At 64.7% G+C, this 23,181-nt stretch carries 22 protein-coding genes and 2 pseudogenes; 11 read left to right on the forward strand and 13 right to left on the reverse strand.

Annotated elements, in window-relative coordinates:
• Window positions 1-65: 65 nt before the first annotated feature.
• Together RM530_RS15675 and RM530_RS15680 are read left to right on the forward strand one after the other, a co-directional pair.
• Window positions 66-347, forward strand: coding sequence for an antitoxin of toxin-antitoxin stability system (locus tag RM530_RS15675; protein WP_311366201.1), 282 nt, complete (start codon window positions 66-68; stop codon window positions 345-347).
• Window positions 344-645 (forward strand): annotated as a pseudogene (locus RM530_RS15680) (type II toxin-antitoxin system RelE/ParE family toxin). Before RM530_RS15675 ends, RM530_RS15680 begins: the two are co-directional and overlap by 4 nt.
• A gap of 10 nt (window positions 646-655) precedes the next feature.
• Here RM530_RS15680 and hslU read toward each other — a convergent pair.
• From hslU to dapF, 5 genes are all read right to left on the reverse strand, one after another.
• A complete protein-coding gene (hslU, locus tag RM530_RS15685; protein ID WP_349256261.1) occupies window positions 656-1,981 on the reverse strand; it encodes an ATP-dependent protease ATPase subunit HslU in 1,326 nt (441 codons plus the stop codon).
• Between the two features lie 97 nt (window positions 1,982-2,078).
• Window positions 2,079-2,636: an ATP-dependent protease subunit HslV gene (gene hslV / locus RM530_RS15690; protein ID WP_311366204.1), complete on the reverse strand. Its 558-nt coding sequence runs from the start codon at window positions 2,634-2,636 to the stop codon at window positions 2,079-2,081.
• Between the two features lie 71 nt (window positions 2,637-2,707).
• A complete protein-coding gene (gene xerC, locus RM530_RS15695) occupies window positions 2,708-3,601 on the reverse strand; it encodes a tyrosine recombinase XerC (protein ID WP_311366205.1) in 894 nt (297 codons plus the stop codon).
• Window positions 3,598-4,260, reverse strand: coding sequence for a DUF484 family protein (locus RM530_RS15700; RefSeq protein WP_311366206.1), 663 nt, complete (start codon window positions 4,258-4,260; stop codon window positions 3,598-3,600). Before RM530_RS15700 ends, xerC begins: the two co-directional genes overlap by 4 nt.
• Window positions 4,261-4,289: 29 nt before the next feature.
• Entirely contained in the window at window positions 4,290-5,129 is an 840-nt protein-coding gene (gene dapF / locus RM530_RS15705; protein WP_311366207.1) for a diaminopimelate epimerase, read from the reverse strand.
• A gap of 23 nt (window positions 5,130-5,152) precedes the next feature.
• On the opposite strand from dapF, the gene RM530_RS15710 reads away from it, so the two are divergent.
• Together RM530_RS15710 and RM530_RS15715 are read left to right on the forward strand one after the other, a co-directional pair.
• Window positions 5,153-5,560 carry a GFA family protein gene (locus RM530_RS15710; RefSeq protein WP_311366208.1) on the forward strand — a complete coding sequence of 136 codons (408 nt, stop codon included), beginning with the start codon at window positions 5,153-5,155 and terminating at the stop codon, window positions 5,558-5,560.
• Between the two features lie 117 nt (window positions 5,561-5,677).
• Window positions 5,678-6,688 (forward strand): ParM/StbA family protein, encoded by a 1,011-nt coding sequence (locus tag RM530_RS15715; protein WP_311366209.1) that lies wholly within the window; start codon window positions 5,678-5,680, stop codon window positions 6,686-6,688.
• A gap of 16 nt (window positions 6,689-6,704) precedes the next feature.
• Here the strand turns inward: RM530_RS15715 and RM530_RS15720 are convergent, their stop codons facing one another.
• Together RM530_RS15720 and RM530_RS15725 are read right to left on the reverse strand one after the other, a co-directional pair.
• Complete coding sequence (locus RM530_RS15720) at window positions 6,705-7,286, reverse strand: Uma2 family endonuclease (RefSeq protein WP_311366210.1); 582 nt, start codon at window positions 7,284-7,286, stop codon at window positions 6,705-6,707.
• On the reverse strand, window positions 7,286-8,137 hold the full coding sequence (locus RM530_RS15725; RefSeq protein ID WP_311366211.1) for an HAD family hydrolase: 852 nt from the start codon (window positions 8,135-8,137) through the stop codon (window positions 7,286-7,288). The genes RM530_RS15720 and RM530_RS15725 overlap by 1 nt, the downstream gene beginning before the upstream one ends.
• Before the next feature lie 172 nt (window positions 8,138-8,309).
• Between RM530_RS15725 and RM530_RS15730 the strand changes: the two genes are divergently transcribed.
• The gene (locus RM530_RS15730) at window positions 8,310-9,770 is read left to right on the forward strand and encodes an aldehyde dehydrogenase family protein (RefSeq protein WP_311366212.1); all 1,461 of its coding nucleotides are present in this window, start codon (window positions 8,310-8,312) and stop codon (window positions 9,768-9,770) included.
• A gap of 4 nt (window positions 9,771-9,774) precedes the next feature.
• Here RM530_RS15730 and RM530_RS15735 read toward each other — a convergent pair whose 3' ends face one another.
• Both RM530_RS15735 and RM530_RS15740 read right to left on the reverse strand, forming a co-directional pair.
• On the reverse strand, window positions 9,775-10,455 hold the full coding sequence (locus RM530_RS15735) for a response regulator (protein WP_311366213.1): 681 nt from the start codon (window positions 10,453-10,455) through the stop codon (window positions 9,775-9,777).
• Window positions 10,452-11,921, reverse strand: coding sequence for an ATP-binding protein (locus tag RM530_RS15740; RefSeq protein WP_311366214.1), 1,470 nt, complete (start codon window positions 11,919-11,921; stop codon window positions 10,452-10,454). Before RM530_RS15740 ends, RM530_RS15735 begins: the two co-directional genes overlap by 4 nt.
• A gap of 71 nt (window positions 11,922-11,992) precedes the next feature.
• Here RM530_RS15740 and RM530_RS15745 point away from each other — a divergent pair, with 71 nt between their 5' ends.
• From RM530_RS15745 to RM530_RS15755, 3 genes are read left to right on the forward strand one after another with little or no spacing between them, the layout of a single operon-like run.
• The gene (locus tag RM530_RS15745; RefSeq protein WP_311366215.1) at window positions 11,993-13,147 is read left to right on the forward strand and encodes an efflux RND transporter periplasmic adaptor subunit; all 1,155 of its coding nucleotides are present in this window, start codon (window positions 11,993-11,995) and stop codon (window positions 13,145-13,147) included.
• Window positions 13,144-15,075: a MacB family efflux pump subunit gene (locus tag RM530_RS15750; protein WP_311366216.1), complete on the forward strand. Its 1,932-nt coding sequence runs from the start codon at window positions 13,144-13,146 to the stop codon at window positions 15,073-15,075. Before RM530_RS15745 ends, RM530_RS15750 begins: the two co-directional genes overlap by 4 nt.
• Window positions 15,072-16,445: an efflux transporter outer membrane subunit gene (locus RM530_RS15755; RefSeq protein WP_311366217.1), complete on the forward strand. Its 1,374-nt coding sequence runs from the start codon at window positions 15,072-15,074 to the stop codon at window positions 16,443-16,445. The genes RM530_RS15750 and RM530_RS15755 overlap by 4 nt, the downstream gene beginning before the upstream one ends.
• A gap of 15 nt (window positions 16,446-16,460) precedes the next feature.
• On the opposite strand, the gene RM530_RS15760 is transcribed toward RM530_RS15755, so the two are convergent.
• The 3 genes and pseudogenes from RM530_RS15760 to arsC all read right to left on the reverse strand — a co-directional run bounded on the left by RM530_RS15760 (window position 16,461) and on the right by arsC (window position 18,146).
• Window positions 16,461-17,282: a class I SAM-dependent methyltransferase gene (locus RM530_RS15760; protein ID WP_311366218.1), complete on the reverse strand. Its 822-nt coding sequence runs from the start codon at window positions 17,280-17,282 to the stop codon at window positions 16,461-16,463.
• A gap of 299 nt (window positions 17,283-17,581) precedes the next feature.
• A pseudogene (locus RM530_RS15765) lies at window positions 17,582-17,719 on the reverse strand (transposase); the annotation flags it as partial.
• A gap of 76 nt (window positions 17,720-17,795) precedes the next feature.
• Window positions 17,796-18,146 carry an arsenate reductase (glutaredoxin) gene (gene arsC / locus RM530_RS15770; RefSeq protein ID WP_311366219.1) on the reverse strand — a complete coding sequence of 117 codons (351 nt, stop codon included), beginning with the start codon at window positions 18,144-18,146 and terminating at the stop codon, window positions 17,796-17,798.
• Window positions 18,147-18,241: 95 nt separating this feature from the next.
• Between arsC and RM530_RS15775 the strand changes: the two genes are divergently transcribed.
• Window positions 18,242-19,216 carry an SPFH domain-containing protein gene (locus RM530_RS15775; protein ID WP_311366220.1) on the forward strand — a complete coding sequence of 325 codons (975 nt, stop codon included), beginning with the start codon at window positions 18,242-18,244 and terminating at the stop codon, window positions 19,214-19,216.
• The gene (locus RM530_RS15780) at window positions 19,213-19,647 is read left to right on the forward strand and encodes an NfeD family protein (protein WP_311366221.1); all 435 of its coding nucleotides are present in this window, start codon (window positions 19,213-19,215) and stop codon (window positions 19,645-19,647) included. The genes RM530_RS15775 and RM530_RS15780 overlap by 4 nt, the downstream gene beginning before the upstream one ends.
• A 23-nt stretch (window positions 19,648-19,670) precedes the next feature.
• On the opposite strand, the gene RM530_RS15785 is transcribed toward RM530_RS15780, so the two are convergent.
• Window positions 19,671-21,008: an MFS transporter gene (locus tag RM530_RS15785; protein ID WP_311366222.1), complete on the reverse strand. Its 1,338-nt coding sequence runs from the start codon at window positions 21,006-21,008 to the stop codon at window positions 19,671-19,673.
• 168 nt (window positions 21,009-21,176) lie between these two features.
• Between RM530_RS15785 and RM530_RS15790 the strand changes: the two genes are divergently transcribed.
• Entirely contained in the window at window positions 21,177-23,174 is a 1,998-nt protein-coding gene (locus RM530_RS15790) for a CocE/NonD family hydrolase (RefSeq protein WP_311366223.1), read from the forward strand.
• The last annotated feature ends 7 nt before the right edge of the window (window positions 23,175-23,181 follow it).

Here is a 23,181-nt window from a genome sequence, read left to right on the forward strand (position 1 = left end):
TGTCAGCGTGCGCTTTATACTGACACGGTATATACCGTGTCAGTACCTTTACAAAGGAGCGCACCATGACGAAAGAAGCCGTTTTCACGATGAAGCTGGAACCGGAGTTGCGCGCCGACTTCATGGCCGAAGTGGCCGGCGAAGATCGGCCTGCCTCCCAGGTCATGCGCGAGCTAATGCGCGGCTACATTGAGCAGCGCCGCCAGGCCCGCGAATACGACGAATATCTGCGGCGCAAGGTAGAAGCTGGCCGTGCCTCAATGCGTGCCGGTCGAGGCCGGTCGAATGATGAGGTTGAAGCCGCGTTCGCTGCCAGGCGCAACCAGGTGGCGGCGAGTCAGGCGTGATAGTCGTCTGGACACTTGAAGCGGAACAAGACCGCGCCGACATTTGGGACCACATCGTGGCCGATAGCCCCGGCGCGGCTGTTCGCATGGATGAGCTTTTCAGCGATGCGGCCGCTCGACTTGCCGCGCATCCAAAGATGGGCAAAACGGGCAAGATTGCAGGCACCCGCGAGCTGATACCGCACGAAAGCTATAGGCTGGTGTATGAGATCGACGGGGCACGGTTTGGGTGCTGACCTTGGTGAATACCGCCCGTCAATGGCCGCCAGTTAAGGATAATCGTAACTACTCACCCTAGAGTGGACCCGTTACAGGATGTAGCGCGAAAGGTCTTCGTCGCCAGCCAGTGCCTGCAATTTGTCGTTGACGTAGGCGGCGTCGATCCTGAGCGTGTGACCATCGCGATCCGGTGCGTCGAAGGCGATTTCCTCCATCAGCCTTTCCATCACCGTGTGCAGGCGGCGCGCGCCGATGTTCTCGGTGGTTTCGTTGACCTGGAAGGCGACCTCGGCGACGCGGCGAATGCCGTCATCGGTGAAATCGACGGTGACGCCTTCGGTCAGCATCAATGCCTTGTACTGCTCGATCAGCGAGTGCGCCGGTTCGCGCAGGATGCGCTCGAAATCGCCGACCTTGAGCGCGTCGAGTTCCACGCGGATCGGCAGGCGGCCCTGCAATTCCGGAATCAGGTCCGAGGGCTTGGCCATGTGGAAGGCACCGCTGGCGATGAACAGCACATGGTCGGTGTTGATCGCGCCGTATTTGGTGGTCACATTGGCACCTTCCACCAGCGGCAGAAGATCGCGCTGCACGCCTTCGCGCGAGACATCGGCGCCGGCGTACTCGCCGCGTTTGCAGACCTTGTCGATTTCGTCGATGAAGACGATGCCGTTTTCCTCGGCGTTGTGCATCGCCTCGGCGCGGATGGCTTCTTCGTCGACGAGCTTGGCAGCTTCCTCGTCGATCAGCAGCGGCGTGGCCTCGCCGATCTTGATCCTGCGCGACTTGCTGCGGTTCTGGTTCATGTTCTGGAACATGGACTGCAGCTGCTGGGTCATTTCCTCCATGCCTGGCGGCCCCATGATCTCCATGCGCGGCGCGGACTGGCTCAGACGCAGTTCGATCTCCTTGTCGTCGAGCTTGCCCTCGCGCAACTGCTTGCGGAAGACCTGGCGCGCGGCGCTGTTTTCGTTCTGGCGCTGTTGCGCGGCTTCGTCGAAATCCTTGGGCGGCGGCACCAGAGCGTCGAGGATACGATCCTCAGCCGCGAGTTCGGCGCGGGCGTGCACGCGCTGCATCGCCTGTTCGCGGGTCTTCTTGATCGAGACATCGGCCAGATCGCGGATGATCGACTCCACATCCTTACCGACATAACCCACTTCGGTGAATTTCGTGGCCTCGACCTTCACGAACGGCGCGTTCGCCAACTTCGCGAGGCGGCGCGCAATCTCGGTCTTGCCGACGCCGGTCGGGCCGATCATGAGGATGTTCTTGGGCGTGATCTCGCCGCGCAGCTGTTCCGGCACCTGGCCTCGGCGCCAGCGGTTGCGCAGCGCGATGGCGACAGCGCGCTTGGCATCGGCCTGGCCGACGATGTGGCGATCCAGTTCCTGCACGATTTCGCGCGGGGTCATCATGCCGTTCTCGTCGGTCGGGTTGGCGGTCACGGGGGTGGTGAGAGTGTCCATGGCGTGCTCGTTGTTCGTGGGATGTGTCGGCGGCGCGGGGCGCTCAGGCCGACTCGGTGCCCGGCCTGTCGATCGATTCGATCGTCAGCGAATGATTGGTATAGATGCAGATGTCGGCGGCGATGTGCAGCGACTTCTCGCAGATTTCGCGGGCGGACAGTTCGGTGTTCTCGCTCAGGGCGATGGCGGCGGACTGCGCGAAGCTGCCGCCGGAACCGATGGCGATGACGCCGTGTTCGGGCTCCATCACGTCGCCGTTGCCGGTGATCATCAGCGAGGTCTCGGCGTCGGCCACCAGCAGCAAGGCTTCAAGGCGCCGCAGCATGCGGTCGGTGCGCCAGTCCTTGGCCATTTCGACGGCGGCGCGGGTGAGATTGCCGCCGTGCTTCTCCAGCTTGCCCTCGAAGCGCTCGAACAGGGTGAAGGCGTCGGCGGTGCCGCCAGCGAATCCGGCCATGACCTTGTCGCCGTAGAGCCGGCGCACCTTGCGCGCGTTGCCCTTGATCATGGTGTTGCCAAGGGAAACCTGGCCGTCACCGCCGAGTGCGACCTGATGGCCGCGGCGGACGCAAAGTATGGTGGTGCCGTCAAATTGTTGCATGGCGTTCGGGGGAGCCTGAAAACGAACTGCCAATGTGGGGGCCGCGACGGCTTCGTTCAAGTGCGGCGCGCTCAGCCCTTGCGCCGCGCGCGTGGGTGCGCCGCGTCATAAACCTTCGAAAGGTGCGAAAAATCGAGCTGGGTGTAGATCTGCGTGGTGGAAATGCTGGCGTGCCCCAGCAATTCCTGGACGGCGCGCAGATCGCCGCTGGATTCCAGCAGATGCGTGGCGAAGGAATGACGCAGGCGGTGCGGATGCACCCGTACGTCCAGACCCGCTCGCGCGCCGCGGGCCTGCACGCGCTGCTGGATGCTGCGCACGCTCATGCGCTGGCCGCGGCTGGAAATGAACAGCGCGGATTCGTCGCCGCGAAGCCAGTCGCCGCGGCGCTTCAGCCAATGCGCGATGGCCTGGTGCGCCATCGAGCCCACCGGCACGATGCGGGTCTTGCTGCCCTTGCCGGTGACACGAACCTCGTCGCCACCGAGCAGATCGTCCACATCCAGCGCCGCAAGTTCCGCCAGCCGCAGGCCGGAGGAATAGAACAGTTCCAGCAACGCGGTGTCGCGCAGGTTCAGGGCGTCGTCGCCGGTGGGCCTGAGCAGGTGCTCGACCTGATCCACCGACAGGGTCTTGGGCAGCGGCTTGTCGCGTTTCGGCGGGCGGATGCCGGCGGCCGGGTTGGCCTTGAGTTCGCCACGCTCCACCAATTCCCGCAGGAAGCTGCGCAGCGAGGACAGGTGGCGATGCACGCTCACGGGTTTGAGGCCCTTGCGGCGCAAGGCCATCACATAGGCGCGCACGCTGTGGGTGTCGATCTGGTCGGCGCGTTCGATGTCGCGCTCGATGCACAGTTGCGCGAATCCGGCCAGGTCGCGTCGCGCGGCAGCCACACTGTGCGCAGACAGGCGTCGCTCATCGCGCAGGACGTCGAGGTAACGTGCAATGTCCTCGCGCAGCGTCAACCGAGTCTCGCGCGCAGGGCGGCGGCCACGAGGTCCGCCGTCATTTCCAGAAAATACTTGCCCTGCTTGGGCTGGAAGCGATCCGCGTCGCGGGCGGCAAGGGCCAGCATGCCGAGATTGCGCTCCTTCTCCAGCGGCACGATCGCCGCCGACAACGGCAGCGGCCGTGCCTTGGGGAATAGCAGCTTCGCCCGCATTTCGCTGATCGGGCCGCAGTCGATCAACTTGGTGCGGAAGAAGTCATTGAAATGGCGGACGATCTGGCCGCTGGCGTCAAGCCGCGTGAGTCCGTCGATGTCCTGACGCAGCAGGGTCGGCGCGTGCACGCCGACGAAGACCTCGTCGACGCCGAAGTCGTCGCGCATCACCCGCGCCAGACTCGACACGACTGTTGCCAGCGTCGGCGCGCGCAGCAGTGCGCGCGCGAGGCGGTTGGCGGCATTGACGCGTTTTTCGTTCTCCTGCGCCGCGTCGACCAGACGCAGCAGGCGGTCTTCGAGCCGCGCGTTCTTGCCACGCAGGATCTCCACCTGGCGTTCGATCAGGGAAACGGCCGGCCCGCTGCCGTGGCGCACCTCCAGGGTCTCCAGCAGATGCGGATGCCGCAGCAGGAAATCCGGGCTGCGCTTGAGAAAGGCGATCACTGCTTCTTCGGACATAGCGGTGCCCGTCTCTGTCGCCTCGTCCTTCACTGATTGAACCACTCCAAATCCCCCGTGAATACCGTGCTTGCGGGTCCGGTCATGAAGACTGGCTGCCCTTCACCGTCCCACTCAATCTGCAGACTGCCACCTGGGAGTTGCACCGTCACGGCCTTACCGACGCGATCCCACAGGCGGGCGATCACCGCAGCGGCGCAGGCGCCGCTGCCGCAGGCCAGGGTTTCGCCGGCCCCGCGTTCATAGACGCGCAGGCGGAGGGTGTCGCGATCGACAATCTGCATGAAGCCGACGTTGGCCTGCTGCGGAAAGATCGCCTGCGTCTGCAAGCGCGGTCCCAGCGTGCGCACCGGCGCGGTGTCGAGATCGTCGACCAGGATCACCGCATGCGGATTGCCCATGCTCAGCGCGCCGAATTCCAGCGTGGCGCCATCCAGTTCGTGGCGATACCGCGTTTCGCGCTGCGTGGCCAGCATCGGAATATCGGCCGGTTCGAATCGCGGCGCGCCCATGTCCACACGAACCTGGCCATCCGCGAGCAACTGCAGCACCAGCACGCTGGATTGCGTGCGCACGCGGATCGTGTCGCGTTCGCTGAGTTTCTTGTCACGGACGAAGCGCGCCAGACAGCGTGCACCGTTGCCGCACTGGCCGGACTCGCTGCCGTCCGCGTTGTAGATGCGGTAATCGAAATCGATATCGGGCGCCGAGGCCGGCTCCACCACCAGAATCTGGTCGCAGCCCACGCCGAAGCGACGATCAGCGATGCGGCGCAGATCGTCCGCGCTGGGCACGAACGGCCGGCGCGTCGCGTCGATCACGACGAAGTCATTGCCGAGACCGTGCATTTTGGTGAAGGATTGCCTCATTCCCGAAAGCTTAACGCAGTCCCATGCCCACCGAGACCCTGGCCGTGCATCGCGGCGGCTGTCATTGTGGCGCCGTTCGATTCGAAGTCACGGCGCCGACCAAGCTCACCGTGCAGCGCTGCAACTGCTCGATCTGCCGGATGCACGATTTTCTGCACCTGATCGTGCCGCATGATCGGTTTTCGCTGCTGAGCGGTGAGGACCGGCTGAGTCGCTACACCTTCAACAGCGGTGTGGCGCAGCATCTGTTCTGCTCGATCTGCGGCGTGAAGTCGTTCTATGTGCCGCGCTCGAATCCGGACGGCTACTCGGTCAATCTGCGCTGTATCGATCCGTCCACGCTGGCGTCGGTACAGATCGAAGACTTCGACGGGCAGAACTGGGAAGCCAACGCCCAGGGGCTGGCGGCGCTGTCGAACCCGCACCGCTGAGCCCGGCATACGCGGTGGCGGCTTGGATTGCTCTGGTGCGCATGCTAGAAAGCGGGGCGCATCGTCCAGTGTCGCCCAGAACCTCAATAAACAGCATTACGTATCAGGGGCAGTCCAATGCAAGTCCTCGGTGTGGATATCGGCTTCGGATTCACCAAGGCCACCGATGGTCGTCAGTACCAGATCTTCAAGTCCGTGGTCGGGGAATCCACGGAAATCCAGTTCAATGAGCCGCTGTTGCAGGCCAATGCGCCTTATGCGCGCCATATCGAGGTCGGCGGCGAAGGCTATTTTCTGGGCGAACTCGCGGAGGCGCAGTCGCGCGGGCGCGGTTTCACGCTGGATCAGTCTCAGTTCCTGCAGAAGTACGCGCAGACACTGGCGCTGGGCGCCACCGCACCGCTGATCAGCGGCAACGATCCGGTGCGCATCGTGACCGGCCTGCCGATCAGCTTCTACCGAAAGTACAAGGACACGCTCACGCAGTTGCTGCAGCGGCGTCACAGCTTCAACCTGATCAAACCCAATGGCGAGCGCGAGGAGAAGGTGATCTCGGTGGAGCGCGTGCGCGTGATTCCGCAGCCCTTCGGCTCGATGTTCGATCTGATGCTCAACGACATCGGCAAGCCGGCCAGCCAGCGCTTCGTCACCGAGAAGATCGGCATCATCGACGTGGGCTTTCGTACCGCCGACTACACCATCAGCGACAAGACGCGCTATTCGGAACGCGGCTCGCAGTCCTCGGACGCCGGCATCTCGCTGGCCTTCTCGGCGATCGCCAATGCCCTGATGGAGAAGAGCGGTGTCAGCGTGGAGCTGTACCGGCTCTACGACGCGGTCGGCAAGGGTTCGATCAAGATCAAGGGCAAGCGCTACGACATCACCAAGCTGGTGCAGCAGGCCTTCAGCGGCCTCGCCTCGCGCATCGCCACCGAGGTCAACCGCCTGTGGGCGGACGACTGGGATATCGACGCGGTGGTGCTCACCGGCGGTGGCGGTGCGGTGCTCGCGCCCTACCTGCAATCACTGATCGAAGGCGAACTGATCCCGGTGCCGGCGGATCAGGACGCGCGGCTCAACAACGTGGCCGGCTACTACAAGTACGGCATGCACGTCTGGGGCAGCTAGCAGACTCCTGGCAGGCTCAGCTCGGTTCGAACAGCGGCTCCCAGAGGTCCCAGTCGATCTCCAGGCCAGGCACGGCCGCGACTTCGGTCTGGCCGCCGAGTTCGCGGATGTCGGCGGCGCCATAGCGCGCCCCGGCGTCCAGCCGGTAGATTGTCAGAATGCGGTCCACGGGATGGACCAACCAGTATTCGGGCACGCCGTAGCGTTCATACAGGGCGCGCTTGGTGATCTGGTCCGTGCTGGCGGTGCTCGGTGACAGGATTTCGACGACCCAGTCCGGCGTTCCGATCAGCCCCGCCGGCGTGATCTTGCTGCGATCGCAGACGACCAGCAAGTCCGGTTGCACGATGCTGTCGCTGGTGTCGGCGCTGTTGAAGCGAACATCGAAGGGCGCCGCTCGCACATGACACTGCTTGCCGCGCAACTGTGCGTGCACTTGCGCGAGGATTTCCGCGCTCAGGCTCTGATGCGCATCTGACGGACTCGGCGACATCCCGTAGGCCACGCCGTCGATGATCTCCCAGCGCTCATCTTCCGGAAACTTCAGATAGTCCGCGTAGGTGTAGTGTCGATCATCCTTGCGAATCGGCGTGCCCATCAATCTGCTCCGCGGTCGGTGCCGGTTTCGGCATTATCGACCGATGCGGCGCTGTCGACAAAGCGACGCGCCAGCGCCAACAGTTCCGGCAGACTCGCCACCACGGTATCCGGGTGATGTGGATGGCGCGGCGTTTCGGGAAAGATTTTGTCGATCCAGGCCTGATCCCAGCCGGCGCCGTTGTAGAACACCGAGGTCACGCCGGCCTCGTTGGCGGCGATCACGTCGGTGGTGCTGTCGCCCACGTACCAGCAGCCGTGATCGGCCGGCGCTCCCAGGTTGTCCAGCGCCTTGAGAATCAGATCGGGATGCGGCTTGCGCTGCACCACGTCATCGCCACAGACCAGGGTGTCGAACAGCTCATTCCAGCCGGTGCCGTCCACCATGTAGATTTCGTGCGCCATGAACTGGCGCGCGCGGTTCGACAGCACGCCCAGGCGTATCCCCAGCGCGGACAGCGCCGTCAAGTGTTGCCGCGCATCGGCCTCCAAGGGTTTGACCGCACCGAAGTGCTTGCCGTAACTCTTGTCGAACTCGCGATGGGCGATGCGCTTGGCCTCCTGATCCTCGCCGAACAGCAGCTCGAAAATGTCGGTGCGCGAGACGCGGCGCTCGGCCTTGATCTTGGGATGCAGGCGGCCATGCTCGCGGATGTACTTGACCAGTTTCGCGTCTTCCATGGTCTTGGACTGCGCGGGCGGCACCACGCGATCGTGCAAGCCGATCTCGACCAGGCGCGGCAGCACGTCGTCCACCGCGTGGTACATCGCGTCCATGGTGTCGACCAGGGTCGCGTGCCAGTCGAACAGGATCACGCGCGGTTTCGCGTGCGGCAGATGCAGGATGCTCATGCGTATTTCGGCGGACGGCTCTCTGGCGTCTACCTTACGCTTGCGGTGTCGCATCCGGAATGAACGAATGGCGTTCGGACGTGGCACCATTTGTCCTGAAGCGGCGCCCAGCCGCACCTATAATCGAACGATCGTTCAGGCTGAGCGTGAGCGGAAACGGAAGGAGCAGCCCATGAATACCGTAGTGAGCCATTTGCCCAATGCGGCGCCGGACACGACCGAACCCAGCGAGCAACCTGATCTGCAGGCCGCCTTCGCAAAACAGCGCGACACCGCGCTACGCCTGCGCACCTCCACACCGGCCGAGCGCATCGCCAAGATCAAGCGCCTGCTGGAAGCCGTGCAGTCCTACATGCCGCAGTGGTACGAAGCCGGCGAGGCGGATTTCAAGAAGCCGCCGGCCGAAATGGACCTCACCGAAATCCTGCCCGTGGTGTCCGAGGCGCGGGACGCGATGCGGCATCTCAAGAAGTGGATGAAGCCGCACAAGGTGCGGCCCACGCGGATGATGCTCGGCAACTCGGCCTGGGTGCAGTGCGAACCCAAGGGCCGCTGCCTGATCATCTCGCCGTGGAACTATCCGGTGAACCTCACCTTCGGTCCGCTGATCTCCGCGATCGCCGCCGGCAATACCGCGATCATCAAGCCTTCCGAGATGACGCCGCATCTGTCCGCGCTGATGGGCAAGATCGTGCGCGAGGTGTTTCCGGAAGATGAAGTGGCCCTGTTCGAAGGTGATGCCGGGACCTCGCAGGCGCTGCTGGATCTGCCGTTCGATCACATCTTCTTCACCGGCAGTCCGGCGATCGGCAAGGTCGTGATGGCGGCAGCGGCCAAGCACCTGAGCAGCGTGACCCTGGAACTCGGTGGCAAGTCGCCGACCATCGTCGACGAAACCGCCAATCTCAAGGCGGCCGCGCGCAACGTGCTGTGGGGCAAGTACACCAACAACGGCCAGACCTGCATCGCGCCCGATCACATCTACGTGCATGAAAGCGTGCGCGAGGCCTTCATCGGTCATTGCGTGCAGGCCCTGGAACAGGCCTACGGCAAGACCGCGGCGGATCAGTTGCAGAGTCGCTCGCTGGCGCGTGTGGTCAATCAACGCCACACGCAGCGCATTGGCGGGCTGCTGGATGACGCGCGCCAGCAGGGCGCCAAGGTGCTGTTCGGCGGCGATGTCCAGGTCAACGAGTGCTTCATCGCCCCGACCCTGCTCGGCGACATCCCGCGCAGCGCACGCATCATGGACGAGGAAATCTTCGGCCCGATCCTGCCGATCATCAGCTACACCGACCTGGATGCGGTGATCGCCGAGATCAACGCCCAGCCCAAGCCGCTGGCGCTGTACGTGTGGAGCAAGAGCGAACTCAACATCCACAAGCTGCTGCACAACACCAGCTCCGGCGGCGCCTGCATCAACATGACGGTGATGCAGTTCGTGCACGGCAATCTGCCGTTCGGCGGCGTCAACAATTCCGGCATCGGCAACGCGCACAGTGAGTACGGCTTCAAGGCGTTCTCGCATGAACGCGCAGTGCTGCGCGCACGCGTTCCGGCGGCCTTCCTGTTCTACCCGCCGTACACCAAGACGACCTCGAAAATCGTCAAGCTGTTGCTGAAGATCCTGTAGCCGCTCATTCGAGCTTGTAGCCGACGCCGTAGATCGAGCGGATCAGCTCGCGCTCCGGCGCGGCCTGCTGCAGCTTGCGACGCAGGTTCTTGATGTGACTGTCCACCGTGCGGTCGGTCACGACGCGGTGATCGTTGTAGAGCTGGTCCAGCAGCTGCTCACGCGAGAACACGCGGCCGGGCGCGCCAGCGAGCGTTCTGAGCAGACGAAATTCCACCGGCGTGAGGTCCAGGACCTTGCCGCCGACGCTGGCGCGAAACCGGGCCTCATCGATATCCAGGGCCGGTTCGTCCATCGCGCCATCGACTGCGAAATCGCGACGACGACGACGCAGGATCGCGCGCACGCGGGCCACGACCTCGCGCGGCGAGAACGGCTTGCAGACATAATCGTCCGCGCCGATTTCCAGCCCGAGCAGACGGTCGATCTCCTCGACGCGCGCCGTCACCATGATCACCGGCACGTCCGAGAAGCTGCGCAGCTCGCGACAGATGTCCAGTCCATCGCGGCCCGGTAGCATCAAGTCCAGCAGCACCAGCTCGTAGGTTTGCGCGCGCAGCGCCGGGATCGCCGCGAGACCGTCGTGCGCCAAGTCCACCTCGTAGCTGGCGGCGCGCAGATAGTCGGCCATCAGCCCGGCAAGCCTGACCTCGTCCTCCACAATCAGGATGCGCGCGGCATTCATGCCGGCACCGCCAGCGGCAGCGCGACGCGAATGCGCAGACCGCCGATGGGTGAGGCCAGCGCCTCGATGCTGCCTTGATGCGCTTCGGCGATGTTGCGACAGATCGCCAGCCCCAGTCCGGCGCCGCCGCTGGCGCGATTGCGCGAGCCTTCCACGCGAAAGAAGCGGTCGAACAACTGCTGCCGGGAGTCCTGCGGCACACCGGGGCCGCTGTCGTCGATGTCCACGGTTGCGAACAAGCCCTCGACGGACACACTGATGGAGACACGACCATTTTCGTCGACGTAGCGCTGGCAGTTCTCCAGCAGATTGGCGAACAGTTGCCGCAGCCGCGATTCGTCTGCGGACACCACGATCGGCGTCTCCGCAGCTGGTCCGTCCAGGGCGATCCCGCGGCTGAGCAGACGCCCGCGACAGGCGGCCGCCGTGACGTCTAGCACGTCGACAAGATCCACGGAGACCATTCGATACGCCAACGCACCGACATCCGCCAGCGACAGGTCGTAGAGGTCCATCACCAGCTTGGACAGCGTCGCCACCTCACCTTGCAGGGATTTCACGGAAGACTGCGTCAACGGGCGAACGCCGTCTTCGATCGCCTCCAGTTCCGCGCGCAGCAGCGACAGCGGCGTGCGCAGCTCGTGCGAGACATCGGCGATGAAGGCGCGGCGCAGTTGCTCATTGCGTTCCAGCGTCAGTGCCAGGCGGTTGAAGTCCTCACCAAGGCGGCCGATTTCGTCGCGGGTGGCGACGTCCACTCGGCTGCTGTAGTCACCGTCGGCCAGGCGTCGCGTGCTGGCGGCAATCCCGCGCACCGGACGCATCAGGCCCTGCGTGATCAGCACGGCCAGGATCGCCGCCAGCAGCACGATGGCGCCGCCGACGAACCAGCTGGCCAGGCGTTGCTGGCGCAGAAACCGCAAGTCGGCCGCTTCGGTGAGACTTTGAAACGGCATCAGCGCCAGCCAGCCGACGGTTTCGCCATCCATGACGACCGGCTGGCGCAGCGCGTCCGCCGTGAGTTCCGGGAACCCGGCCACCGACTGTCCGTCCGCATCGAGCAGGCCCAGCCGGAAATTGGCGCCGGTCAGTTCCGGCAACAAATCGGCGGTGTCCGGCGGACCACTGTCATCCGATGAGGGGCGCATCAGCCGGAACCAGTCGCGCCGGCTGTGTCGCAGATGGTTCCAGCCGCCGTATTCGCGATACTCGTCGGCCAGACGCGGCGCCAGGCGCTGCATGCGCTGCACGCCCACTTCGTTGAGATAACCGAGAAAGCCGCGCGTGAAGCTCAGACGCGCCGCCGCGCCCATCGCTGCCGCCACCAGCACACTCATGGCGAGCAGGGCGATGAACAGCTTGAGCGTCATGCCGGGACGGTAGCGCAAGGTCGGCCGGGTGATCGGGCGTGGGGTATTAGGGCCGCCGCGCGACGGCATGTGCAAGAAGCGCGGCGATGAATTCAAGATTTCTCCTCAATTGCTGCACATTCGGCAGCGATGCTGTATTCGACGAATTTCCCTTGCCGCGAGACCCGATGAACGCTTCTTCCAAGACCCGCCGCTGGCTGATCGCACTGGCCGTGATCCTCGTGCTGATGGCCGGCGGCTTCGCCGCGCACGCCTGGCTCGGCGGCAAGAAGGAAGCGCCACCACCGAGCAGCGTGGTGGAGATCGGCGATATCGAGCGCACCGTCACCGCCGTGGGTTCGCTGCAACCCAAGGAGTACGTCGACGTGGGCACGCAGGTGTCCGGACGGGTCGAGGCCGTGCATTTCGAAATCAATGATCGCGTCAAGAAAGGCGACCTGATCGCGGAGATCGACGCCAGCACCATCGAGGCGACGATCCAGAGCGACCGTGCCGACATCGAAAACCTGGAAGCGCAGCTCGCGCAGCAGCGCGCCGAGGCGGTGCTGGCGCAGCAGCAGTACGAGCGCAACCAGCGCATGGCCGAATCGCGTGCCGTCAGCCAGGACACCGTGGATCAGGCACAGGCGGCGCTGGCGGTAGCCCGTGCCAGCGTCAAGGCGACTCAGGCGCAGCTCAAGTCCGCCGCCGCCTCGCTGGCGCGCGATCTGACCAATCTCGGCTACACCAAGATCTTCGCGCCGATGGACGGCACCGTGGTTTCACAGACCACGCTGGAAGGCCAGACCGTGAACGCAAATCAGTCCACGCCGGTGATCGTGCAGGTGGCCAACCTCGACATCATGACGGTGTGGGCACAGGTCACCGAGGCCGACATCAACAAGATTCAGCCGGGCATGAAAGCTTATTTCACGACGCTGGGCATGCCGGAACGGCGCTGGTCCGGCACCGTGCGGCAGGTCCAGCCGACGCCGGAAATCGTCAACGACGTAGTGCTCTACAACGTGCTGATCGACGTGGCCAACAACGAACGCCTGTTGCTGCCGGACATGACGGTGCAGGTGTTCTTCGTGCTGGGCGAGGCGCATGGCGTGCCGGTGGTGCCGATCACCGCGCTGCGGCAGCGCGGACCGCAGCGCTACGAAGCCACGGTGCTGACACCGCAGGGCCCGCAGACGCGGGAAGTGACGATCGGCGTGACCAGCCGGCTGCTGGCCGAGGTCAAGTCCGGACTCGAGGTCGGCGACCGCGTCGTCACGGCGGCGCCGACAGGCGCACAACAGAACGAGCGCCGTCCGCGCATGATGGGCCCGCGCCTGTGAGCGAGCCGCTGCTCAAACTGGACGGCGTTGCCCGCGTCTACCGCAGCGGCGACACCCTGCTGCGCGCGCTCGACGACCTGAGCCTGGAAATCCAGGCCGGCGAGTTCGTTGCCATCATCGGGCAGTCCGGTTCCGGCAAGTCCACGCTGATGAATATCCTGGGCTGCCTCGACCGCCCCAGCGAAGGACGCTACCAGGTGCGCGGCATGGACGTGGCGCGCCTGGATGCGGATGAACTCGCGGCGCTGCGGCGGGATACCTTCGGCTTCGTGTTCCAGCGTTACAACCTGCTGCCCTCGATCTCGGCCGCGGAGAACGTGGAGCTGCCGTCGATCTATGCCGGCCGCAACAAGCGTGAGCGTGCCACGCGTGCACAGGCGTTGCTGGCCCGCCTGGGCCTCGGCGATCGCGGCCAGCACCGGCCGAACCAGCTCTCCGGCGGTCAGCAGCAGCGCGTGTCGATTGCGCGCGCGCTGATGAACGGCGCCGAGGTGATCCTGGCGGACGAACCCACCGGCGCGCTCGATTCGCACACCGGCGAGGAAGTGCTGGCCCTGCTCAAGGACCTGCACACCCAGGGTCACACCATCATCCTCATCACCCACGATGCGGACGTGGCCGCGCATGCGCAGCGCGTGATCCAGTTGCTGGATGGCCGCGTGCTTGACGACAGTGGTGTCTCGGCCGCCAATCCGGTGACGCTGGAGCGGCCCGCCGGAGCGCGCCATCCGCATTGGGCACCACAGTTGATGGAGGCCGTGAAGATGGCCTTGCGCTCGCTACGCGCCAACCTGTTCCGCAGCCTGCTGACACTGCTGGGTGTAGTCATCGGCGTGGCCGCGGTGGTGACCATGCTGGCCATCGGCAACGGCAGCAAGCAGGACGTGCTGCAACGGATCGAATCCATGGGCAGCAACCTGCTGCTGGTGCGGCCCGGCGCGCCGGGCACGCGTCCGTCCGGTGACGTGGCCACGCTGACCGTGGCCGATGCGCAGTCCCTGCGCGAGCTCGACAACGTGGCCTACGTCTCGCCGGAGCGCGAGACCAAAGCCACGCTGCGTTTCGGCAACGTGGACTACCGATCGGACATCTCCGGCGTATGGCCGGACTACCAGCACATGCAGGACTGGACGCTGTCCGCCGGCAGCTTCATCAACGATCAGGATGTGGCCGGCTATTCGGCCGTGGTGGTACTCGGCAAGACCGTGGCCGACAACCTGTTTCCGAACCGTCCGAACCCGGTGGGCGAATACGTACTGATCGGCAATTCGCCGTTCGAGGTGATCGGTGTACTCGCGCCCAAGGGCGCCAATGCCTTCGGCTCGGACATGGACGATGTCGCCCTGGTGCCGCTGAGCACCGGCTTCATCCGCCTGTTCGGCCAGCAGTACCTGCGTTCGATCAACCTCAAGATCGTCGACGCCGATCAGGCCGAAGCCACCGAGGAGGCGATCCGCCAGCGTCTGATGCAGCGTCACGGCAGCGAGGACTTCCAGATTCGCAGCACCGAATCGCTGATGGAAATGGTGTCGTCCGCGCAGGACACGCTGACGGTCATGCTCGGCGCCGTCGCCGCGATCTCGCTGCTGGTCGGCGGCATCGGCGTGATGAACATCATGCTGGTCAACGTCACCGAACGGACCCGCGAGATCGGCGTGCGCATGGCCACCGGCGCGCGCCGCAGCAACATCCTGCTGCAGTTCAATACCGAAGCCCTGGTGGTCTGCGGCATCGGCGGCCTCATCGGCGTCCTGTTCGGCTTCGGCGCCGGCATCATCGCCGGTTCGCTGGGCAGCAAGGTCGCCTTCACCGCCGCGCCGCCGCTGCTGGCGTTCGGCTCGGCTTTCGCCACCGGTCTGCTGTTCGGCTATCTGCCGGCGCGCAAGGCCGCCTACATGGACCCCGTCACCGCGCTGGCCTCCGAATGAACATGCGTTTCGCCTCCATCACGCTCACCGCCGGCCTGCTCTGCGCCTGCAGCCAGGTACCCGTCTACGAGCGGCCCCAGGCACCGATCGGTGCCGAATTCGAATCCGCCGCCGGCCTGCCGGATGCCGTCGCCCCGCAATGGTGGCGCAGCTTCGGTAGCCCGCAGCTGGACGCGCTCATCGAACAGGCCACGGCCAGCAATTTCGATCTGCGCGCCGCCGTGGCGCGCATCGACCAGGCGCGCGCATCGCTGCGCATCGGTTCGGCCGATCTGCTGCCGAACGCCTCGGCGTCCGGCTCCATTAGCAGTAATCGCCAGGAGCAGAACGGCCGTTGGGACAGCGGGGAATCCGACCAGGCTTCACTCAGCGTCGGTTACGAACTGGACCTCTGGGGAGGCAATCGGGCCGCACGTGAAGCCGCCTTGGCCCGCCTGGACGCCAGTCGCTGGAACCGCGCCGCCGTGGTTCTGGTGCTGCAGTCCGACGTCGCCACGAGCTATTTCCAGATTCTCGCATTGAGCGAACAGCTGGACATCGCGCGCCAGAACCTGGAGGCCGCGCAGGAACTGCTGGACCTGGTGCAGGTGCGCTACGACGCCGGTGCCGCCACCGCGCTGGAACTGGCCCAGCAAAAGACCACGCTGCTGTCGATTGCCGCCACCATTCCGAGCCTGCAGCAAAGCCTGGCCAGTGCCCGCAACGCGATGAAGGTTCTGCTCGGCGGTGAGCCGGGTTCGGAGCTTGCGGCCGCGCCCATCGCCGCGCTGACGGTGCCGGACCCCTCACCGGGTGTGCCCAGCGCCTTGCTCGAGCAGCGTCCCGAAATCCGCATCGCCGAGGCCAGCCTCATCGCCGCCAATGCCGACATCGGCGCCGCGCGTGCCGCACTGTTGCCGAGGGTCGAGCTTTCATTGTCGGCCGGCGTGTCCGGCGCACTGACCGGTGGCAGCAGCCAGTTCGTGTCGCTGGCCGGATCGCTGGCACAGACCCTGTTCAACGGTGGCGCGCTGCGCGCCCAGGTCCAGCTCAGCGAAGCGGCACAACAGGAACTGACGGCGAGCTACCTGCAAACCGTGCTGGAAAGCGTGAAGGAGGTCGAAGACAGCCTTGTCGCGCAGCGCACCGCCAGCGATCGCGCCGTGATTCTGGAACAGGCCGCCGAGCAGGCGCGCGAGGTCTACCGTCTTGCCCTGATTCGCTTCGAAGCCGGCAGCGAAGACCTGCTGACCCTGCTCGATGCGCAGCGCACGCGCCTGTCCGCCGAGGACAGCCTGGTGCAGGCGCGCTACAACCGGCTGCTGGCCGCCGCCCAGTTGTTCAAGGCCGTGGGCGGCGGTTGGGCCGAAGCAGCGCTGGACGAAACCTGAGAATGAGGTCTTCGCTCAGGGTTTGACGAACTTCAGCGTCATGCGGTCGCTTTCACCGATCGCCAGATAACGGTTCCTGTCCTCGTCGCCCAGACGCAATGACGGCGGCAGCGTCCACACACCCTTGGGGTGATCGGCCGAATCCTTGGGGTTGGCGTTGATCTCGGAGGTCTCCGCCAATTCGAAGCCGGCTTTCCGCGCCATCTCGATCACGTAGTCCTGGCGCATGTAGCCACTGGCCTCCTGATCGTCGAGCGAGCGGGCTTCCGGCAGGCGGTGCTCGACGATACCGAGCACGCCACCGGACTTGAGCGCGGTGAACATGGCCGACAATGCAGCCAGCACGTTCTCGTCACCACCGCCGCGCATGTACCAGTTGTGCACATTGCGGAACGTCAGCACCAGATCCGCGGTACCGGCCGGCGCGATCGACAGTTCGTCCGGCGGGCTGAAGCTGGTGAGCGTCACCTTGTCGTAGAGCGCCGGCGTGGCCGCCATCTTCTCGATGAACGTCTGCCGAGAATCCCGGAAGTACGAAGAGCTGGAATCGGCGCTGAAATGGGCCGCGTAGAACTTGCCATTCTCGCGCAGATACGGCGCCAGAATTTCGGTGTACCAGCCACCGTCCGGCCAGATTTCCACTACCGTCATGTCGTCCTTGATGCCGAGGAAACTCAGGGTTTCGTAGGGGTGCCGGTAATCATCTCGTTCAACATAGTTCGCCGTGCGCGTGTCGCTGGCAATCGCCTGTTCCAGAGCCTGGTCTTCGCCGTGGGCCACGCCGCAGACGGACGCTAGCAGCAACAGGCCGGCCAGGGGTTTACGGGTTAAGTTCATCGTGTTTGCTCCGGGCCAAGTAGGGGCAAGAGTTTGTTGTTCGACGCCAAGGGCGAGCCTGACCGCCGGACGATTATTCCAGCAAGCGATTGCACGCTTGGGTCAGCAACCATAGCCGATTCAGTCATGCGGGAACGTCACGGTCATTCCGGTCTCATCGAGGGCGACGTCACCGCCCTGAGCACAACCTGCCTGAGTCGTGCACAGAATGAGCTCAAGCTCTCGTTCCGAGCCTTTGAGCATGGTCCGAATGGTATAGCTCCCCCCCGCCCGCGTCCCGCCCAAATGGACGAAGTGCACGCCAAAGCTTCCGATCTCCATCGTTCCAAGGTGTCCGCCGACACACCTACCGCGGCGGCCACGTCCTTCACGCCTGCACTCTCCGGCGGTAGCAATCGCGCCACCGCCCGGTCCTTGAATCCTTGTCCGTATCGAGCCCCGTCATCATCCTTTCGCCCCCTCTATGGCTTTCCAATCGGGGCGACAACTATTCTGACGCGGGGGGGGGCGGCCTCAGAGGATGTCCAGCACGTTCTCTGGGGGCCTGCCGATGGCCGCCTTGCCGTTGTAGACCAGCACCGGGCGTTCGATCAGCCGCGGGTGTTCGGCCAGTACCGCCAGCCACTGCGCGTCGCTGTAGCCATTGTCACGCGACAGGCCCAGCTCGCCGAACAGCGCTTCCTGGGTGCGCATCAGCTGCAATGGCGAGATGTCCAGCAAATCGCAGATTTCGGCGAGTTCGGCCGCTGTCGGCGGCTGCTGGAGATATTCGACGATGTCGACGTCGATGCCGCGCGCCTGGACCAGCTCCAGAGCCTGTCGGGATTTGCTGCAACGTGGGTTGTGAAGAATCAGATTGCGCATGGGGCAGTTTGCATTTGAGCTTCGAACGGATCGCAAGCATAGGGGATTGGCGCAGCTGCGGACCGGGCTACAATCCGGCTTCAAAGGGGGCGGACATGGACACAATCGGGGTCTTGGACATGGGCACAATCGTGGCGATCGTGGTCGGGGTCTTTCTGCTGGTCACCGCCTGGCGCGGCGTGGTCACGGTGCCGCAGGGCACGGAGTACACGATCGAACGCTTCGGCCGCTATCGCGCCACCTTCGGGCCGGGCTTTCACTGGCTGGTGCCGTATGTGGATCGCATCGGTCACCGCATCAGCATGATGGAGCAGGTGCTGGACGTGCCCTCGCAGGAAGTCATCACCAAGGACAACGCCATGGTCGGGGTCGACGGCGTGGTGTTTTTCCAGGTGCTGGATGCGCCCAAGGCGGCCTACGAGGTACACAACCTGCAGAACGCGATCCTCAATCTGACGATGACCAATCTGCGTACGGTCATGGGCTCGATGGACCTGGATTCGCTGCTGAGCCAGCGCGACCACATCAACGCGCAACTGCTGACCGTGGTCGACGACGCCACCACGCCCTGGGGACTCAAGGTCACGCGCGTGGAGATCAAGGACATCCGCCCGCCAACCGATCTGGTCGACGCGATGGCGCGGCAGATGAAGGCGGAGCGTCTCAAGCGAGCCTCGATACTCGAAGCCGAAGGCGCGCGCCAGTCCGCGATCCTCAAGGCCGAGGGCGAGCGTCAGGCGCAGATTCTGGCTGCCGAGGCCGAGAAGCAGGAGCAGATCCTGGAGGCCGAAGGCCGCAAGGAAGCCGCGTTCCGTGACGCCGAGGCACGCGAGCGCGCGGCCGAGGCCGAAGCCAACGCGACCACGATGGTCTCGCAGGCGATCGAGAAAGGCGATATCCAGGCGATCAACTATTTCGTGGCCAACAACTACATCGAGGCGCTGCGCATGATCGCCACCAGCCCCAACGAAAAGCTGGTGCTGATGCCGCTGGAGGCCAGCAATGTGATCGGCGCCCTGGGCGGTATCACCGAATTGACCAAGAAGCTCGGTGGCGGAGGCGGGCAGTGACGTTCGAGTTCTGGCATTGGCTGGCGCTGGGATTCGCGCTGCTGGTGCTGGAGATGTTTCTGCCGACCGAGTTCATCCTGCTGTGGGTGGGCGCCGCGGCGATCGTGGTCGGCGGCGTGTCCTGGCTGGCTCCGACGCTGGACTGGACACTGGCGTTCGTGCTCTGGGGTGTGCTGTCGGTGGCGGCGGTGCTGGCCTGGCGCAAGCTCAAGCCGCTGAGCTTCGTCAGCGAGCGGCCCACCTTGAACCGTCGCGGCGAATCCTATGTGGGCCGGGTGTTCACGCTGGACGAGCCGATCGTCAACGGTGTCGGCAAGCTGCGTGTCGACGATAGCCATTGGCGCGTCAGCGGGCCGGAGTGCGCCACTGGCGATACCGTTTGTGTGGTCGCTGCGGACGGCGCTACGCTGCGTATTGAAAAACTGGCCTGAACGGTCGGCTGTGGGATCCGGGCCTACTGCGGGCGCTCGGCGCGTGCCGCCGCAAGCAGCAGCGCGGCGCCGAACACGGCGCAGGCCGTGGCCGCAGGCGCGTAGCTGTCGAAAACATCGTGGACGAAGCTGAACAGATAGGGGCCGACGGCGGTGCCGGCAACCACCAGCGACATCACGAACCCGGAGATTGCGCCGAGGTGCTGTCGTCCGAAGAAACGTGGCCAGGCCAGGCTCGAGGTGATGCCGAACATGCCCTGCATCATGCCGATGCCGACGATCACCAGCAGCATGGACCGGGTCTCGGTCAGCGTGGCAAGCGCCAGGGACAGCACGACAATGCCGGCCATTTGCACCATCGCCAGGTATTTGAGCTTGATGTAGTCGCTGAGCCAGCTGCCGACGAACTCGAAACTCACGGCGATGAAGGCGGCCGGAATGAAGACGCCGACCGCGCGTTCACGGCTGATACCGGCCTCACCGAAGATCGACACCACGTGGAAGGTGCAGGCCGTGAGCAGCAGGCCGCAGAGCACCGCGCTCAGCGCGAACACCCAGAAACTGTAGGTGCGACGCGCCTCGAACAGCGTGAACGAACGTCCGGCATCGGTCTCCGCATGGGTCTTGCGCGCCTTGAGCGCGAGATTGCCGTCGGGCCGCAGACCGTGGTCCTCGGGTCGCGCACGGAAGGTGATGAATGCGAACAGCGCGAATCCGGCGAGCACCAGCGCCAGCATCCGCCAGGCCCATTGCCAGCCGCCGTGCTGAATCAGCGCTTCGAGAACCCGCGGTGTCGACGAGAAGCCGAACGCCACCGAGACGCCGAGCACGGCATTGGCGAGGCCGCGGCGTTTCTCGAACCACTCCATCGCCATGTTGCGCGAAGCCAGCGTCAGGGCGCCCTGCCCGAAGAAGCGCAACAGGAAAAAGCCGACCGTCATGACCAGGAACGCGGCAGTCCCGGAATGGCTTTGCGGAAGCAGCGAGGCGAGGGTGGTGCTTGCGATCGGCGACACGCTCAGGCCGGCCAGGACCAGCGCGAGCATCAATGCGGCACCGACCGCCAGCCAGCGCCCACCATGGCGGTCGTAGGCGCGTCCGACGCGCGACAGCAGCAGGGCGCTGCCGATGGTGCCCACCAGATAGGCCAGGCTCAGCAGATTGCGTGACAGCCCGTGCGCCTCGATCAGGAAATCGGTGAATACCGAGACACCCACGGTCTGGCCGGGCGCGCTCATCAGCACGCCCAGCGTGGCGCCGATCAGGATCACCCAGCCGTAGAAGAAGGGCAGGCGCACGGGGTCGTACGGGAAACGGCCGATGCGACTGGCCGTGCCGCGTGTGGATGGGGGGCTTTCCAAGGGCTTGCGGAGGGGAAGTGGGAGCGATGGACTCGCAGGCCTGGCATTGTCGGGAGGTCTGGTATCACTGTGCAAGCTGTTTGCGTGGCGCGGTCTGTCCTTGCGGCGCAAGGTGGAACTGGGCGAAAAGCGGATCACGTTTTCGTTCCCTGCCATCAGGAATCTGCCATGCATGCATTCATGCCGACCCGGTTGCTCTGCTGTCTCGCGACCGTCCTTCTGTTGCAAGCCTGTGGTTCCAGCGACGACGTCGATGGTGGCACCAACGGCGGTGGTGAGGTGTTCGTGGATCAGGCCTGCGATGCGCCAGCGGCGGCCAGCGCCACCTCGTATTCGTTCACCAGCCCGGTGCCGCAGGACGTGGATCCGAGTGTCGATCCCCTGCCGACCACCGAAATCTTTCTGACGGTGATGCTGCCCGAACGCTGCGAAGGCGAGGTCTTTCCGCTGGTGCTGCAGACGCACGGCTACGGTGGCTCACGGCGCACCGAGCTGGCAGCCGACGGCGCCCTGTACCCAGAGCACGCGGGGCTGACCTCGATCGATGAAATGACCCAGGCCTTGGCCTATCACAACTACGTGGTGGTGAGCTGGGATCAGCGCGGACACGGTGAAAGCCAGCCGCGCAATGGCGGCGGCTATGCGCGACTCAACAGCCCGGACATGGAAACTGTGGATGCCCGGGCCCTGCTCGATTGGCTCTATGATCGCGCCGAGGAATTCCACCTGTGGCGCCAGGACGACACGGGCATCGCCAAGGATCTGAAAGTCGGCACACTCGGTTACAGCTATGGCGGCGCCGCGCAGTTGCCGCTGGCGGCGCTGGATCGGCGCATCGACACGATCGTGCCGATCGCCACCTGGAACAACCTGCTGTATTCGCTGGCCGCCGGTGGCGCGCTCAAGCAATCCTGGATTCAGCTGCTGTGCCTGTTCGCCGTGGTGCCTTCGGACGGGGCGGTGGTCGGCACCATCAATACGCCAGCGGTGAACACCATGTGCAACAGTGCGGCGGTGCGCCAGCCGCTGTCGTTCAATGTTCGTACTTATGACGATCTGATCGAGCGCATCGGCCGCGATTTGGCCTCGCCGCATCCGGTGACCGAGGATGAATTCATCGGTTTGTTCGACCAGGGCATGGGCTATTTCCGTCGCCAGCAGGCCACAGGCGAGCCCTGGGGCCATGGCGAGTCGGAAGCGAAACTGAGACCGGTGCCGGCGCTGTTTCTGCAGGGCAATCGCGACGGCCTGTTCAATCTGACGGAAGCCTACGTGAACTGGCGCTACTTCCGCGAGGCCGGAGGCGATACCCGGCTGATCAGCATGGAAAGCGGCCATCTCTCGCCGTTCGCGCAACAGGTGGACGGCCCCGCCAATTGCGGCGGCGTGCAAGGCGTATATGCGATTCTCGCCTGGTATGACCATTACCTGAAAGGCTTCGACAGCGAGGAATTCGAGACGCTGCCCGACTTGTGCATCTCGGTACAGTCCTCGGTGAATGCCCCGGCCGGACCGGAAATCGGCGTTGCCCTGGACGAGATGCCGTTCGGCAGCCTGTCGGGCGTCGGCAGCCTGCCGGTCCAGGAGGATCAGGTGACGGTCGACATCCCCATGGGTGCAGGGCGGCCCACGTTCGTGTCCCTGGCGACGATTCCCGAGGACGATTACGTGCTGGCCGGCGTGCCGACTGTCGGTCGCATCACGGTCAGCCCCGGCATGGGGGCGACGCATGAAGCCATCGCGCTGATCGGTGTCGGTCTGCAAAGAAATGGAAAGCTGTATCTGATCGATGATCAGGTCACCGGTCTGCTCGAAGCTGAGCACAGCACCAACCGCTGGCTCGACGAGGGTGATCCGGTGATGCTGCCGGGACTCGGCGAAGTGCTGCAGGCCGGCGATGAAATCGGTCTGCTGTTCTTCGAACAGCAGACCCAGTATTCGGTGTTGCTGTCGCTGACTTCGCTGACCACGACCGTACCGGGCGGGCTGATCAGCTATCTGGCCGCGCTGCCCTTCCCCCATCCGCTCGCAGACGTGCTGGTGCCGGTCGTCAATGTGCTGACCAATCCCAATCCCTATCACGCGGAGCTGGAAGACGTTCGCATACCGGTGTTCAAGCCTGGTGTGTATGCCAACAGCCAGTGGCGTCTGCCGCCCGACGGCTGAGTGGCCG

The organism is Banduia mediterranea (genome assembly GCF_031846245.1).
GTDB classification, from domain to species: domain Bacteria; phylum Pseudomonadota; class Gammaproteobacteria; order Nevskiales; family Nevskiaceae; genus Banduia; species Banduia mediterranea.